This window comes from Streptomyces sp. NPDC054834 (genome assembly GCF_053611185.1).
The window spans coordinates 36,785-51,310 of the sequence record NZ_JBSGZV010000003.1 but is presented as its reverse complement, the minus strand read 5'-3'; the positions used below and the strand labels follow the sequence as shown (position 1 = coordinate 51,310).

Below are 14,526 nucleotides of genomic sequence, written 5' to 3'. Positions count from 1 at the left end.
GTCACCACTCGTTCACCGGCTCTGCTCGGCCGGCTGTTTCCCGACCCGCTTCTTCGGCAGGCCCTCGCCGAAATCACAAAGGAACGCGCCATGAACGGATCCACAGGACAGCGGCTCACCGCCACGGCCCTGACCGTCGTTACCCTGGCCACGGCCATCACCGCATGCTCGTCCGGAGGCAGCTCGTCCGCCAAGGGCGGCGACGGCGGCACCTACACCATCTGGGACCCCTACCCGCAGTTCGCCAAGGACTCGGCGTGGGCGAAGCTGCTGGACGGCTGCGGCAGCAAGGCCGGCGTGAAGATCAAGCGCACCGCGTTCGACACCAGCGACCTGGCGAACAAGGCGCTGCTGGCGGCGCAGCAGGACAACTCCCCGGACGTGCTCATCGTCGACAACCCCGTGGTGTCGACGCTGGCGGAGGCGGGCGTACTCACGACGACGTCCGACGACAAGGTGGACACCTCGAAGGTCGACCCCAACCTGCTCGCGGCCGGCCAGTCGGGTGGGAAGACATACGGAACGCCCATCGGCGCCAACACCCTCGCCCTGTACTACAACAAGGAAGTCCTGAAGACGGCAGGCGTCGACATCGCCTCGGTCAAGGACTGGCCGTCGCTGACCGCCGCACTGGCGAAGGCCAAGAAGGCGGGCAAGAAGGGCATCACGTTCTCCGCGACCGGCACGGAGGAGGGCAGCTTCCAGTTCCTTCCGTGGTTCTGGGGCGCGGGCGGGAAACTGACCCGACTCGACTCCCGGCAAGGCCAGTCGGCGCTGTCCCTGTGGAAGGACTGGCTCAAGAACGGCTACGCCCCCAACTCGGTCCTCAACAACACGCAGACCACCAGCTGGCAGGAGTTCGCCACCGGCGACTACGCCTTCGCCGAGAACGGCACCTGGCAGCTGGCGGGCGCGGAGGAAGCCGGATTGGACTACGGCGTCCTCCCGATACCCGGCGCGTCCGGTGGCAAGGCCGCGGCACCGACCGGCGGCGAGTTCGTCACCGTCCCCGTCCAGGGCGACACCGGCCGCTACACCACCACGGGCAAGCTCGTCTCCTGCCTGACCAGCGACGACAACCTCTACAGCACCGACACCACGCTGTCCTACGTGGCCCCCACCAGCGCGGTGCAGGACAAGCAGGTGGCTTCCAACGCCAAGCTGAAGCCCTGGGTCGCGGCGGTGAAGGCGGCCAAGGGACGCACCAGCGACGATCTCGGCACCAAGTACCCCAAGATCTCGGAGCAGATGTGGAAGGCGGTCCAGAGCGCCCTCAGCGGAGCCAAGTCCCCCGGTGACGCGCTCGCTTCGGCGCAAGCAGCGGTCAAGTGACGTCGGCGCCGATGAAGCAGACCACCCACTCGCCGGCGCTCGAAGGGAGCGCGGCCGTCGCCCTCGCTCCGCTCCCGGCCCGCACCGCCACCCGGCGTCGCCCCCGCTCGCAGCAGTGGGCCGCCTGGGCCTTCCTCACGCCGGTCACCCTCTACCTCGGCCTCTTCTACGCCTATCCGCTCTACCGCAACCTCGATCTGAGCCTGCGTCACTACACCGTCCGTTCCTTCGTCCAGGGCAACGCCCCCTTCACCGGCCTCGCCAACTACCGCACCGTCTTCGACGATCCGACCTTCGGCCCAGCGCTCACCCACACCGTGGTGTTCACCGTCGTCTGCCTGCTCTTCCAGTACGCCATCGGACTGGCCCTCGCGGTCTTCTTCAACCAGCACTTCCGGCTCTCCGCGACCCTGCGCGCCCTGTTCCTCGTACCGTGGCTGCTGCCGCTCATCGTGTCGGCGTCCACCTGGTCGTGGATGCTGAACAGTGAATCGGGCGTCGTCAACGCCGCCCTGCACGCCGTCGGCATCGGTCCGGTGAACTGGCTGACCTCACCGTCGTGGTCACTGACCTCCGTGATCATCGCCAACGTCTGGATCGGCGTCCCGTTCAACCTGGTCGTGCTGTACAGCGGTCTCCAGGCGATCCCCAGCAGCCTGTACGAGGCGGCCGCCCTCGACGGCGCCGGCGCCTGGCGGCGCTTCAGAGACATCACCTTCCCACTGCTGCGCCCGGTCTCGGCCGTCACCCTGCTGCTGGGGCTGGTCTACACGCTCAAGGTCTTCGACATCATCTGGATCATGACCAAGGGCGGCCCGGCGGACTCCTCCACCACCTTCGCCACCTGGTCCTACCAGCTTGGCTTCGGCAATCTGCTGCCCGCCTTCGGCCCCGGTGCGGCAGTCGGGAACCTGCTCGTCGCGGCCGCCGTGGTCTTCGGCCTCGGGTACCTGAGGCTCCAGCGAAAGCAGTACGCCTCATGACGACCATCGCGACGACTTCCCGCCTCCGCCGGGGACGGACCACCTGGTGGAAGACCGCCACAGGGCTCGTCCTCACCGGGATCATGCTCTTCCCGGTCTACTGGATGCTCAACGCGTCCGTCACCCGCGACCAGGACATGCGCAAGAGCCCGCCCGGCCTGTTCCCCGTGCACGGCACGCTGGAGGGCTACCGGGCCGTCCTGGACGAGCAGTTGCCCTACCTCGGCACCAGCCTCGTCATCGGCCTGGGCACCGTCGTCCTCACCGTGGCTCTGGCGGCCCCCGCCGGCTACTCGCTGGCCAAGCTGCGCCCGCGCGGCGGCGGCGTCCTCAGCTTCCTCTTCCTGGTCGCCCAGATGATCCCCGGCATCATCATGGCGATGGGCTTCTACGCCGTCTACCTCGGCCTCGGCCTGCTCCAGTCGGTGCCCGGCCTGATCGTCGCGGACTCCACGCTGGCCGTCCCCTTCGCGGTTCTCATCTTCACGGCGTTCATGTCCGGCATCCCCGCCGAACTGCTCCAGGCCGCGAAGACGGACGGCGCGGGACCCCTGCGCACCTTCTGGTCGATCGTGCTGCCCATGAGCCGCAACGCCGTCGTCACGGTGTCCCTGTTCGCCTTCCTGTGGTCCTGGTCCGACTTCGTCTTCGCCAGCACCCTCGCCGGCGGCGGCGCCCACGAGCCGATCACCCTCGGCATCTACCACTACATCGGCAACAACAACCAGCAGTGGAACGCCATCATGGCCACCGCCGTCGTCGCCTCACTGCCCGCGACGGTGATCCTCGTCCTCGCCCAGCGTTACGTCGCCACCGGCGTGACCGCCGGAGCGGTGAAGGACTGACCCGGTCCGCTGAGCACCGGTGACCCCGCTGAAGAATCGAGTACCGTTTGATGACCGCCGCCCGATCCGGCCCGGCCTTCTCCATCCATGACATCCCGTTCAGCACGCAGGGCTCCTGGTTCGGCATCTCGCCCGTACTGGCGGAGAGGACGCGCGCCGACGATCTCCACCTCGTGTCGCACCAGAACGGCATGCACGCCGTGCTGCGGCTGGTCCCGCTGGACGCGGAGACGGGCGCCCGGGTCGACAGCCACGTCATGACGACGCCGAGCCTGCTCCGCTGGGTCCACGAGCGCGGGAGCATCGACTGCGCCTACGAAGCGCCGGACACCGTCCGGATCCGCGGCGAAGGGCTGGGCCTGCGCATCACTGCGGCCGCTGAAGCCCTGACCCCCTTCACGGGCACCTATTTCTACCGCGACCCGGTGGACGAGGCCTATGTGTTCACCTCGTACGAGACCGGCCGCCGGTACCGGATCACCAGGCTGTCCGGAGTCGCCCGCGAGTTGTCCGGCAACCAGGCCCTCGGCGCCGCCGACCGCGGCCTCACCATCTGCGGGGACGCCGGCGGGACCTGGGAGGTGGCTGTCGAGGAATTCGACAGCGGACGCCGCGCTCACTCTCCCACGAAGACATTCGGCCAGGTCGTGGCCGCGGCGGAAGGCGCCTTCGCCGCCTTCGCCGACGCGGTGGCGCCCTGGCGGTCCTCCCGTACCCCGGCCGCCGAACTAGCGGTCTACGTTCTGTGGTCGGCGACCGTCGACCCGGCCGGCCTCGTCACCCGGCCCGCCGTGCTCATGTCCAAGCACTGGATGGACAAGGTGTGGAGCTGGGACCACTGCTTCAACGCCCTCGCCCTGGCCCCCGGAGCACCAGCGCTGGCCCGGGACCAGTTCTCACTGCCGTTCGACCACCAGGACGAGAGCGGCGCCCTGCCCGACTCCGTCACGCACTCGGAGGTCCTGCGCAACTTCGTCAAACCACCCATCCACGGCTGGACCCTCGCCCGCCTCCGCCGACGCCTCCCCGAACCCCTCAGCCCTGAGGAACTCGCTGAGGTCTACGGCCGATTGAGTCGCTGGACGGACTACTGGCTCACCGCACGCCGAGCACCGGGCGCCGCCCTGCCCCACTACCAGCACGGCAACGACAGCGGTTGGGACAACGCGACGACGTTCGACCCCGAACGTGTGGTCGTCACCGCCGACCTCGCCGCGTTCCTGATCCTTCAACTGCGCGAGCTCGCGAGTCTGGCCGGCGAGTTGGGGCTTTCCGCCGAGGCCCGCCGCTGGCGCCGTACCGCGGAGGCGACGCAGGCCGCGATGCTCGACGAACTGTGGACGGGGGAGAGGTTCGTGGCCCGCGGTGTGGAGAGTTCGCGGACGTGGAGCAGCTCCAGCCTGCTGGACCTGCTGCCGGTCGTCCTGGGCGAGCACCTGCCGCAGGGTGTCGGCAAGGCACTGGCCGCCGGGATCGAGGCCCACCTGACCCCGTACGGCCTGGCCACCGAACTGCCCGCCTCGCCGCACTACCGCGCCGACGGCTACTGGCGCGGCCCGGTCTGGGCACCCGCGACGGTCCTGGTCGAGGACGGCCTGCGCCGCGCCGGTCACCATCGACTTGCGGACGAGATCAGCGCCCGCTTCCGAGCGCTCTGCGAAACCCACGGCTTCGCGGAGAACTTCGACGCCATCACGGGAACGGGCCTGCGCGACCGCGCCTACACCTGGACCGCGGCCGGCTACCTCCTCCTCGCCGAGGCCGCCGAACGCCGCGTCTGATCGCTGGAGTTCCCGTTCCCCGGACGCTGTGTGCTCAGTCGGCCGTCCGCAGCAGCAGCTTGCCCGTCGAGGTACGTCCGCCCATCAGCCGGTGTGCCTCGGCCGCGTCCGACAGCGGGAACTCGGCGGTGACCGGGAGGTTCACGGTGCCGTCGACGACCGTACGGAAGGCGCGTTCGGCGAGCGAGCGCAGGGCTTCGGGCGCCGTCTGGGCGAGGGCCAGGATGGAGAAGCCGGCGACGGAACGGCCCTGCGGGTAGAGCTCGGGCTGCCCGACGTGCCACGGCTCGGCCCCGCTCGCGTTGCCGAAGGACACCAGGCGTCCGAAGACGGCCAGGGCGTCGAGGCCGCGGTGCAGGGTGTCGCCGCCCACGGGGTCGAGTACCAGGTCGACGCCCCTGCCGACGGTGGCGCGGCGGACGTCGCCGAGGAAGGAGTCGTCGGTGAACACTTCGTCGTAGCCGTGCTCGAGGGCGTGCGCGGCCTTGGCGGGGGAGGAGACCACGCCGTACACAGCGCCGGCGCCCGCCGCCCGTGCCAGCTGCCCGGCCGCCGTGCCGATGCCTCCCGCCGCGCCGTGGATCAGCACGTTCTCTCCGGCGCGCAATCGCCCGACCTCATGGAGCAGCGCGTGCGCGGTCGGCAGTACGGTGGGCAACGCGGCCGCGGTCCGCAGGTCCAGGCCCTCGGGGAGCGGGAAGACCGTGGCGGTCTCGGCGACCACGACCTCCGCGTAGGCGCCGCTGTTGACGAGCGCGACGACTTCCTGCCCCGGGCGAAGTCCTTCCACGCCGTCACCGACGGCCCGGACGCGTCCGGAAACCTCCAGGCCGGGCCGGAAGGGCAGCGATCCGACCCGGTACCCCTCGGCGCGTGCCTTGAGGTCCGCGAAGTTCACGCCCGTGTAGGCGGCGTCGATCGTGATCTGCCCCGGCCCCGGCTCGGGGGTGCCGGCCTGTACGACCTTCAACACCTCGGGGCCGCCGTATTCCTGGAACTCGATTGCGCGCATCAGCGGAAGGCACCCTTCGACATGGTGTTCAACGGAGACCGAACACCGGCACTGTACGAGATCCATCGAACAGTGGGCAAGCGGCCCGTGCGTCCGGGCGCGGTGCGGACCGCGGCATTGAACTTCCTTGCTGTGTGCGACGTATGAGTCACCACGGGTGGCGCTGTGTCACCCGGACCGCAAGCGGTGGCTACGTGCTTCGGCGCGGCGCCGAGAGGAAGGGCCGAAAAATTTCATCATTATCGAGCCGTCCCGTCAGTGGCGGGTCCGACATGGCCGTCCTGGTACGGCAGGTGGACGGGAGGGGCGAAGTCAACGGCGGCCTCCATGTGCCGGGTCTTGACGGGCTCCGCGGTATCGCCGCGTTATATGTGGTCCTTTTTCACTGCTGGTTGCTGGCCTTTCCAGGATTTCCCGAAAACTCGGGCCCGTCCTGGCTGGGCTGGCTGATGTACGGGCGCCTCGCCGTCGTCTTCTTTCTCGTACTGTCCGGTTTCTCACTGGCTATTTCCCCGGCGCGTCACGGCTGGCGGCAGGCTGGTATCGCACGGTTCCTGCGGCGCCGCGCCTGGCGAATCCTTCCGCCATATTGGGCCGCACTTGTGTTGAGCACGGTCATCGGTTACTTTGTCGTGCCCGCCTCTCACCATGGGCCGCCGAACGTCAGAACAATTGTCGTGTATGGTCTGGTAGTCCAGGATATGTTCACGGCTCGCACGCCGAATGGTGCGTTCTGGTCGATCGCCGTGGAGGCGGAGCTCTATCTCGTCTTTCCGCTGCTGCTTTTTGTCCGGCGACGGCTGGGGGCGGTGCTCCTGGTCGGGGGTGTGACGCTGCTGGTGGCCCTACGCGGGCTGTCGGCGGAAAACGTGTTGCCGGTCGAAGGTGACAACTGGCTGACCCCGAATCTCGCGCCCGTATTCGTTGCCGGTCTGGTCGGCGCGGGAATCATTGTTGCGCGAGAAAGGGTCCGACGCATGCCCTGGCATCGGCTCGCCGCTCTGGCTGTCATGCCGGTGATGTTGCTCATCGCGGTCCAGGGATCGACCTGGACCATAAATCATTACTTCTGGGTGGATCTCGCCATCGCGCCCGCCATGACGATGTTTCTGGCGGCGATCGCCACCGGGCGTCCCGTCTTTGTGATGCGCTTTCTGGCCACACGGCCCATGCGCAGCCTCGGCGACTTCTCATACAGCCTTTATCTCATTCATCTGCCGATCGTCATGGTCATCGTCCGGAAAATCGCCCCGGAGTACGTATCGGCCGGACTGCCCACGTTCTGTTTCACGTTGGTTCTGGGGCTGCCCGCTTCGGTCCTGTCGGCTTGGCTGTTCGCAGAGCTCTTCGAGATGCCCTTCAAGCGGAACCGATCCTGGAAGTCCATGCTCTCGGCGGGACGTTCACGCCGGCACCGCTGACCCGCCTGTCCCACGTGCGGTTGGCCACGCGCTTCGAGAGGAAGGTCACGCAAGGTGGTGCGGTCTTGGCCGTGTCCGCGTCACGCGGTACGGTCTGTCCGTATTGACGACGGCGAGACGGAAGCCGGTGGGAATCCGGCACGGTCGCGCCACTGTATGCCAGACGCCCTTCGGGGTGTCCGGCAAGTCAGACCCGTGGCCGTCGTCCTGTGCACCACCGAGATGGGACGCGAACTCCCAGAGGAGGTCCTGCCATGGCGCAGACCGTCGCCCAGCCGACAGCCACCACTCCCGTTGTTCCCGCCACGCTGCCGCTGAAGGCGATAGCCCCCTGGGCGGTCTTCTTCGGCATCCTGATGCTCGTCCTGCTGTACTTCGTCGGCGCCGAGCAGGGCGCCACCTCCGTGCTCAACGGCACGGACGTCCACGAGTGGGTGCACGACGCCCGCCACCTGCTCGGCTTCCCCTGCCACTGACGCGAGGGACGCCGCACGCCCATGAATTCCGCAACGGTAAGAAATCTCCTCGTGCGGGGCATGCTCGCCGGCCTGGCCGCCGGCGTGCTCGCCCTGGTCGTCGCCTACCTTCTCGGTGAGCCGAATGTCGACAAGGCGATCAGCTTCGAGGACGCCCACTCCCACGAGCACGAGATGGAGGTCGTCTCCCGCTCCCTCCAGTCCACGGCCGGCCTCGCCACCGGCGTCCTGGTCTACGGGGTCGCCTTCGGCGGCATCGCCGCGCTGGCGTACTGCTTCGCGCTGGGCCGGATCGGCCGCTTCAGCCCGCGGGCGACGGCGCTGCTGCTGTCCGGTTGCGCGTTCCTCGCCATGTATGTCGTGCCGTTCCTGAAGTACCCGGCCAACCCGCCGTCCGTCGGTGAGCCCGACACCATCGGCAAGCGGACCACCCTGTACTTCCTGATGATGCTGCTCAGCGTGCTCCTGGCGATCGCCGCCACCATCGTGGGCAAGCGCCTGGCGCCCGGTCTGGGCACCTGGTGGGCGACGGTGGTCGCGGTGGCCGCGTTCGTCGTCGTGATCGGGCTGGCGTACGCGTTCCTGCCGGTCATCAACGAGGTGCCGAAGGACTTCCCGGCCACCCTGCTGTGGCGGTTCCGTCTGTCGGCCCTGGCCATCCAGACCGTGCTGTGGGGCGGATTCGGCCTGTTCTTCGGTGAGTTGGCCGAGCGGCAGCTGAATCCCAAGCCCGCGGCAGCCCGGTCCGGGCGGACGGTTCCCGCCTCGAACTGAACGCTCGTGTCAGGCGGGACGCGTCCGTAGGGTCTCAGCGCGCCGAGACGGTTTCCGACGTGGCCAGCGGCTGCCCGAGCCGCAGATTCCACCGTCCGGCCCGGCCGCTGAGTTCCGTGGCCGTCAGCGGCGGTACGTCCAGCCGCCAGAAGGCGGATGCGGGCAGGCCCAGGACATGAACGGCCGCGGCCCGTACGACTTCCGGCTCGACCACGGCGACCGTACGGCCGTCCGTGTCCTGCGCGGCGTCCAGCCAGTGCCCGACCCGCTCGCACACGTCCCGTACCGACTCCCCGCCGTGTGCTGCCCAGCCGGGGTCGGCGAGCCAATGGCCCACTGCCTCCGGCTCGGCGGCCGCCACCTCGTCAAGGGTGCGGCCTCGCCAGCGGCCCACGTCCAGACCTCGCAACTCCGGCGTCTCCACGACGTCCAGACCGAGCGTCACCGCCGTCTCCCGGCAGCGCACACTCGGGGACGTGGCGACACGGGCCGGCGAGGGCAACGACCCGGCCGCTGAGCGGGCGCGGGCCGCCCCGACGTCGTCCACCGAGTCGCCGTCGTAGAAGCGGGCCTGACGCAGCGACGGGCTCGTCGCGGCCGAGACGAAGGTGACGCGGCTGGTCACGTGGCTGCTCCTCCTGCGGTCGGCACGGGATGCGGATCGCCTGCCTCGGTCGCGAACATAACAGGGTGGCGCCCTGTCGCGCGCCGGCGGGACAGTGTGCAGGATCCTGGCCCCAGCTGGTGAGGTCGATACTGCGCCGCCACAGCCGCCACAGCCGCCACTTCTGCCACAGCGGCCACTTCTGCCACAAGCTTCGGGTGCTCCGCCGCCAGGACAACGGTGGTGCACCGCCTCGGCTTCGGCCCACTGACGGACGCCAACGCCCCGCCCGGCACGGAACGTTGGCACTCCGCCGACGACGAAGTCGATGCCAGCCGTCTCACCTCACCGGTGCCCGCGAGCGGTGTCGGCGGGGTGCGGCGATCGCCGTGCGACGTCGCCCGGGCGGCAACCGGCGGCTTTCAGGGGATGCGATCGACCGCCGCGCGCGGGACGGTGGATCCAGGCAGCGGTTCCCCGCGGTTCACCGGCTCGGAGGAGGATCCGTCATGGAATACCTCGTCACCATGACCACTCATGTTCCGGAGGGGACCTCACCGGACGAAGTCGACGACATCCGGGCCCGAGAGGCCTCCAACTCCCGCAGACTCGCCGAGGAGGGCCGGCTGCTGCGGCTGTGGCGCCCGCCTCTGCGGCCAGGCGAGTGGCGCACGCTCGGGCTGTTCACAGCGGCGGACGCGGCGCGCCTGGAGGATGTGCTCGCCGCCTTGCCACTGCGCGTCTGGCGCAGTGACGAGGTCACACCCCTGACGCAGCACCCGAACGACCCCGGTCCGACCTCCACCGGAGCATCGGGTACCGCCAAGGAGTTCCTGGTCACCTTCGCCCCCGCCGCACCCGAGGGCGCCCCGTCCCGGGCACCGGCGGACGTCACCGCGGCGGAGGCGGTCCGTGCGCAGGAGCTGGCCGGAGATGGGCACCTGGTACGGCTGTGGCGGATGCCCGGCGAGGGCCGTGCGCTCGGCCTGTGGCGCGCCCGGGACTTCGCCGAGATGCAGACCGTCCTTGATTCGCTTCCTCTGAGACCGTGGCTTGCCACCCAGACAACGCCCCTGAGTGAGCATCCGAGCGACCCGGGCGTCATACGGAAGCCACGACTTGGCCGGACATGACCTCGGGAGGGTTGGGGAGCAGCGGCGCGAGGTTGTCCCGTACGAAGACCGCTGCCTTCTTGATCGATTCGTCGGCCCCCGCCTCGTTTTCGAAGACGCTGGTCGAGACCATGACTCCGTTGCCGGCGTCGACCCAGTAGTAGGCCAGGAGACCGGGGATCTGACGCATGAGCGGCACGAACCCCTCGTTCACCCGACGTCCTGCCTCGGCCGGGTCGGTCACCCCCGAGTACCTTCTGATGGCTGCGTACACGGCTGTTCTCCTCGCGAGTCGTCCTGGGCATCTGCTGCGCAGACGCCGTACCCCCGATGAGGTGTGCTCACCTGCGAGTCGTCCGGCAAGCACCGGAAGAGCTGACCATTCGGTGCTCCGAATGGCGGCCTGCGCCGATGGCCGGGCCGGGCCGGCCGGCGCGCCGGTGGTCGTACTGGCGCATGGGTTCGGCTGCGGCCAGAACATGTGGCGGTTGGTCGCGCCGGCACTGACCGATCGGTACCGGGTGGTGCTGTCCGACTACGTGGGCTCCGGCCGTTCGGACCTGTCGGCCTGGAGTCAGGAGCGGTACTCCTCGCTCGACGGCTAGGCCCAGGACGTGGCCGAAGTGTGATGGTGGCGCCGTCGCCGTGCTACATCGACGACGACGGCTACCGCGGTGGCTTCAGCGCGAAGGACATCGACGAACTGCCGGCCTCTTCGGGCCCGGTGATCATGGGCAATGCGGAGCGGCCGGAGCCGGGGGAGGAGCTGGCCAACTGGTGCGGGCGAAGACACGGGCGATGTCGGGGTCGGTGGCGCAGAAGCTGTGCCGACGCTGGTGCTGGAATGCGCTCAGGACGTCATCGCGCCCCGCGAGGCCGGCGCCTACGTGCACGCCGCGATCCCTTCCTCCCGCCAGTCGGCACCCTGCGGCCTACCTGTCCACACTCATGGACGGCACCACCGCCAAGATCAACAGCACACTGTTGAACTGGCTCGGCATGGAACCACGGCCCTGGAGATGAAGGCAGCTCTCGGTGACCGGCTGCCCGCGCTGGTCTCCTCGGTGGTCAAGCGCGGCACCGAAGGCGAGCCCCTGCTGCTCCGCACCACCGTCTTCGACGCCTCCGACCGACGCGCCTACGAGGAGGAGCTGCTACGCCACCGCCAGGACGCCGGACGCGCCCGCGCCGAGGCCGAACGGGCACGCGCGGAGGCGGAGCAGGCCCGTCGCCAGGCCGAGGCCGACGACGCCGACATCGTTCTGGCCGCCGTTCCTCCCGCCCTCCTGCGCGTACTCACCATCATCGGCCGTCTGACCGGCGGTGCCGGTGAGGCGATGGCCGGGTCAGAGGATGAGCAGCAGCGTGGCCACGGTGGTGAAGCCGGCGCACACGGCGAGCACCATGCCTACGCACCGCCGCCGCAGCACCTGGTAGCGGCGCTCGTACTCGGCGCGCAGCGACACGCACCGGGCCGCGACCCGTTCGAGGTCCGCACGGGCGCGGTGCAGGCTGTCGGCGACGTACCGCCGCTCGACGTCCTCACGTTGCGCCGTCGTCAGCCATTCCAGGGGACGGGTGAACTCCCGCGCCCGCTGCTCCGCCTCCGAGATCCTGGCCTGCCACAGCAGGTATCCCTCCACCTCGTTGCCGAGATCCCCGCCGGCTCCGGGCTGCGGCCGCGGCGGACCGCTCACCCGTGCCCTCGGTCGATCGTGGTCCGGGCTCCGCCGGCCTCCTGTTCCGTCATCGCGATGTCGGGGTGGTGCAGGTCGAACGCCGGGGACTCGCTCCGGATCCGCGGCAGGGTGACGAAGTTGTGGCGCGGCGGCGGGCAGGAGGTCGCCCACTCGAGCGAACGGCCGTAGCCCCACGGGTCGTCGACGCCGACCGGCTTGCCGTACCTGGCCGTCTTCCACACGTTGTAGAGGAACGGCAGCATCGACAGTCCGAGCACGAACGAGCCGATCGTCGAGACCGTGTTCAGGGCGGTGAAGCCGTCGGCCGCCAGGTAGTCCGCGTACCGGCGCGGCATGCCCTCGGCGCCCAGCCAGTGCTGGATCAGGAAGGTGGTGTGGAAGCCGACGAACAGCGTCCAGAAGGTGATCTTGCCGAGGCGCTCGTCCAGCATCTTGCCGGTGAACTTCGGCCACCAGAAGTGGAATCCGGCGAACATCGCGAACACGACCGTACCGAAGACGACGTAGTGGAAGTGGGCCACCACGAAGTAGGAGTCGGACACCTCGAAGTCCATCGGCGGTGATGCCAGGATGACGCCGGTCAGACCACCGAAGAGGAAGGTGACGAGGAAGCCGGTCGCCCACAGCATCGGCGTCTCGAAGGAAAGACTGCCCTTCCACATCGTGCCGATCCAGTTGAAGAACTTCACACCGGTGGGTACGGCGATCAGGAAGGTCATGAAGGAGAAGAACGGCAGCAGCACCGCGCCGGTGACGAACATGTGGTGCGCCCACACGGTGACGGACAGACCGGCGATCGAGATCGTCGCGGCGACGAGTCCCATGAAGCCGAAGATCGGCTTGCGGGCGAAGACCGGGATGATCTCCGTGACGATGCCGAAGAACGGCAGGGCGATGATGTACACCTCCGGATGGCCGAAGAACCAGAAGAGGTGTTGCCACAGGATCGGGCCGCCGTTGGCGGCGTCGTACACGTGGGCGCCGAACTTGCGGTCCGCCTCCAGGGCGAACAGGGCGGCGGCCAGGACCGGGAAGGCCAGCAGGACCAGGACGCCGGTCAGCAGCACGTTCCAGGTGAAGATCGGCATGCGGAACATGGTCATGCCCGGGGCGCGCATGCAGATGATCGTGGTGATGAAGTTGACGGCGCCGAGGATGGTGCCGAAGCCGGAGAAGGCGAGGCCCATGATCCACATGTCGGCGCCGACGCCGGGGGTGCGGATCGCGTCCGACAGCGGGGTGTAGGCGAACCAGCCGAAGTCGGCCGCACCCTGCGGAGTGAGGAAACCGCCGACGGCGATGGACGAGCCGAAGAGGTACAGCCAGTAGGCGAACATGTTCAGCCGTGGGAACGCCACGTCGGGCGCGCCGATCTGGAGCGGCATGATCCAGTTCGTGAAACCGGCGAACAGCGGCGTCGCGAACATCAGCAGCATGATCGTGCCGTGCATCGTGAACGCCTGGTTGAACTGCTCGTTCGAGAGGATCTGAAGGCCCGGCTGGGCCAGCTCGGCGCGCATGAGCAGCGCCATGACACCGCCGATGAGGAAGAACGCGAACGACGTCGTCAGATACAGCGTGCCGATCGTCTTGTGGTCGGTGGTCGTCAGCCACTTCACCACGACATCGCCGGGTCGTTTGCGCCTCACCGGCAGCTCGTTCTGGTACGAGTCCTCAGCCGTCGGGACACCCTGGGGTTCGTTGAGGATGCTCACAACTCGTCCGTCTCCCGATACTCGCCGCCCGGCGGCGCTTGGCGTCAGTCACCCGCCATCCTGGCCGTACGGGGGCCGGGCGCAGTACCCAGATCGGCCGACGTGCGGCCGATCGAATGACGGATACCCCCAAATGGAGCTGCGTGCGGGAGCCCGCCCGGGGCCCTCACGCCGGGCCGAGCGTCACCGTCGTCGTGACCCGGGTCATGGTGGGTTTCCGCGGCACCGAGCCGAATCCGAAGCGCACGGGCGGTTCGACGGGCGCGGCCGCACCGAGGTCTTGGCCCTCGAACACCGCGGACACGGCGCGGATCGGGCGCAGGTCCCGCGCGCCGTACGACTCGCGGCGCCCGTCACCGGCGCTTCCGCGCGTGCGCACGCCGGACAGCAGTATGCGCGCGGGCCGGTCCGTCAGCGCGCACCATGCCGGAAGGCGGGCGAGCGCGGTGGGGACGGCACGCAACAGCAGCCCGAGGAGCCCTCGACGGCCGGTGGTGAAGCGCAGGCCGAGCGTTCCCGCGGTGACGATCCACCCGCCGTCCACGACGCGCACGTCGACCGGGACGACACGTACGGTGTCGAAGGCGTAGGTGCCGCTGATGAAGTCCGCCGTCTTCCGCGTGGGGGCGAGCAGCAGCCGGGTTCCGTCGGCCCGTTCGAGCATCACGTCGCTGAACGGCCCGAACGGCGAACGCAGCCAGCTGCCGAGGACGATACGGGTTCCGGAGGTCGTGCCCATACCCGCGATCCAGCCGTCGAAGCGCAGCCGGG

At 69.1% G+C, this 14,526-nt stretch carries 14 protein-coding genes, 2 pseudogenes and 1 riboswitch; of the genes and pseudogenes, 10 read left to right on the top strand and 6 right to left on the bottom strand.

All coding sequences use genetic code 11. From position 1 onward, the window contains the following. Nucleotides 1–90 precede the first annotated feature (90 nt). From ACWGJM_RS05205 to ACWGJM_RS05190, 4 genes are read left to right on the top strand one after another with little or no spacing between them, the layout of a single operon-like run. Nucleotides 91–1,332: a sugar ABC transporter substrate-binding protein gene (locus tag ACWGJM_RS05205; protein WP_453410304.1), complete on the top strand. Its 1,242-nt coding sequence runs from the start codon at nucleotides 91–93 to the stop codon at nucleotides 1,330–1,332. An 11-nt stretch (nucleotides 1,333–1,343) separates the two neighbouring features. Then, nucleotides 1,344–2,315, top strand: coding sequence for a carbohydrate ABC transporter permease (locus ACWGJM_RS05200; protein ID WP_453410303.1), 972 nt, complete (start codon nucleotides 1,344–1,346; stop codon nucleotides 2,313–2,315). Further along, nucleotides 2,312–3,160 carry a carbohydrate ABC transporter permease gene (locus ACWGJM_RS05195; RefSeq protein WP_453410302.1) on the top strand — a complete coding sequence of 283 codons (849 nt, stop codon included), beginning with the start codon at nucleotides 2,312–2,314 and terminating at the stop codon, nucleotides 3,158–3,160. Before ACWGJM_RS05200 ends, ACWGJM_RS05195 begins: the two co-directional genes overlap by 4 nt. 50 nt (nucleotides 3,161–3,210) lie before the next feature. Continuing rightward, nucleotides 3,211–4,941: an amylo-alpha-1,6-glucosidase gene (locus ACWGJM_RS05190; RefSeq protein WP_453410301.1), complete on the top strand. Its 1,731-nt coding sequence runs from the start codon at nucleotides 3,211–3,213 to the stop codon at nucleotides 4,939–4,941. 34 nt (nucleotides 4,942–4,975) lie between these two features. Here the strand turns inward: ACWGJM_RS05190 and ACWGJM_RS05185 are convergent, their stop codons facing one another. Beyond that, complete coding sequence (locus ACWGJM_RS05185; RefSeq protein WP_453410300.1) at nucleotides 4,976–5,953, bottom strand: quinone oxidoreductase family protein; 978 nt, start codon at nucleotides 5,951–5,953, stop codon at nucleotides 4,976–4,978. 272 nt (nucleotides 5,954–6,225) lie between these two features. Here ACWGJM_RS05185 and ACWGJM_RS05180 point away from each other — a divergent pair, with 272 nt between their 5' ends. From ACWGJM_RS05180 to ACWGJM_RS05170, 3 genes are all read left to right on the top strand, one after another. Then, a complete protein-coding gene (locus ACWGJM_RS05180; RefSeq protein ID WP_453410299.1) occupies nucleotides 6,226–7,374 on the top strand; it encodes an acyltransferase family protein in 1,149 nt (382 codons plus the stop codon). A gap of 73 nt (nucleotides 7,375–7,447) precedes the next feature. Next, a riboswitch (cobalamin riboswitch) is annotated at nucleotides 7,448–7,593 on the top strand. 35 nt (nucleotides 7,594–7,628) lie between these two features. Continuing rightward, a complete protein-coding gene (locus tag ACWGJM_RS05175) occupies nucleotides 7,629–7,850 on the top strand; it encodes a CbtB domain-containing protein (protein WP_453410298.1) in 222 nt (73 codons plus the stop codon). A gap of 21 nt (nucleotides 7,851–7,871) precedes the next feature. Then, complete coding sequence (locus ACWGJM_RS05170) at nucleotides 7,872–8,624, top strand: CbtA family protein (protein ID WP_453410297.1); 753 nt, start codon at nucleotides 7,872–7,874, stop codon at nucleotides 8,622–8,624. Between the two features lie 34 nt (nucleotides 8,625–8,658). Here the strand turns inward: ACWGJM_RS05170 and ACWGJM_RS05165 are convergent, their stop codons facing one another. Beyond that, nucleotides 8,659–9,249 carry a histidine phosphatase family protein gene (locus ACWGJM_RS05165; RefSeq protein WP_453410296.1) on the bottom strand — a complete coding sequence of 197 codons (591 nt, stop codon included), beginning with the start codon at nucleotides 9,247–9,249 and terminating at the stop codon, nucleotides 8,659–8,661. Nucleotides 9,250–9,737: 488 nt separating this feature from the next. Here ACWGJM_RS05165 and ACWGJM_RS05160 point away from each other — a divergent pair, with 488 nt between their 5' ends. Then, entirely contained in the window at nucleotides 9,738–10,361 is a 624-nt protein-coding gene (locus ACWGJM_RS05160; RefSeq protein ID WP_453410295.1) for a muconolactone Delta-isomerase family protein, read from the top strand. On the opposite strand, the gene ACWGJM_RS05155 is transcribed toward ACWGJM_RS05160, so the two are convergent. Then, nucleotides 10,330–10,614, bottom strand: coding sequence for a hypothetical protein (locus ACWGJM_RS05155; protein WP_453410294.1), 285 nt, complete (start codon nucleotides 10,612–10,614; stop codon nucleotides 10,330–10,332). The genes ACWGJM_RS05160 and ACWGJM_RS05155 overlap by 32 nt on opposite strands. A 121-nt stretch (nucleotides 10,615–10,735) precedes the next feature. On the opposite strand from ACWGJM_RS05155, the pseudogene ACWGJM_RS05150 reads away from it, so the two are divergent. Together ACWGJM_RS05150 and ACWGJM_RS05145 are read left to right on the top strand one after the other, a co-directional pair. Continuing rightward, nucleotides 10,736–11,251 (top strand): annotated as a pseudogene (locus tag ACWGJM_RS05150) (alpha/beta fold hydrolase); the annotation flags it as partial. Beyond that, nucleotides 11,228–11,566 (top strand): annotated as a pseudogene (locus tag ACWGJM_RS05145) (histidine kinase); the annotation flags it as partial. The pseudogenes ACWGJM_RS05150 and ACWGJM_RS05145, both read left to right, overlap by 24 nt. 120 nt (nucleotides 11,567–11,686) lie before the next feature. Here the strand turns inward: ACWGJM_RS05145 and ACWGJM_RS05140 are convergent. From ACWGJM_RS05140 to ACWGJM_RS05130, 3 genes are all read right to left on the bottom strand, one after another. After that, nucleotides 11,687–12,037: a cytochrome C oxidase subunit I gene (locus tag ACWGJM_RS05140; protein ID WP_453410654.1), complete on the bottom strand. Its 351-nt coding sequence runs from the start codon at nucleotides 12,035–12,037 to the stop codon at nucleotides 11,687–11,689. Continuing rightward, nucleotides 12,034–13,755 carry an aa3-type cytochrome oxidase subunit I gene (ctaD, locus tag ACWGJM_RS05135; RefSeq protein WP_453410293.1) on the bottom strand — a complete coding sequence of 574 codons (1,722 nt, stop codon included), beginning with the start codon at nucleotides 13,753–13,755 and terminating at the stop codon, nucleotides 12,034–12,036. The genes ACWGJM_RS05140 and ctaD overlap by 4 nt, the downstream gene beginning before the upstream one ends. A gap of 166 nt (nucleotides 13,756–13,921) precedes the next feature. After that, nucleotides 13,922–14,494 carry a hypothetical protein gene (locus ACWGJM_RS05130; protein ID WP_453410653.1) on the bottom strand — a complete coding sequence of 191 codons (573 nt, stop codon included), beginning with the start codon at nucleotides 14,492–14,494 and terminating at the stop codon, nucleotides 13,922–13,924. Between the last annotated feature and the right edge of the window lie 32 nt (nucleotides 14,495–14,526).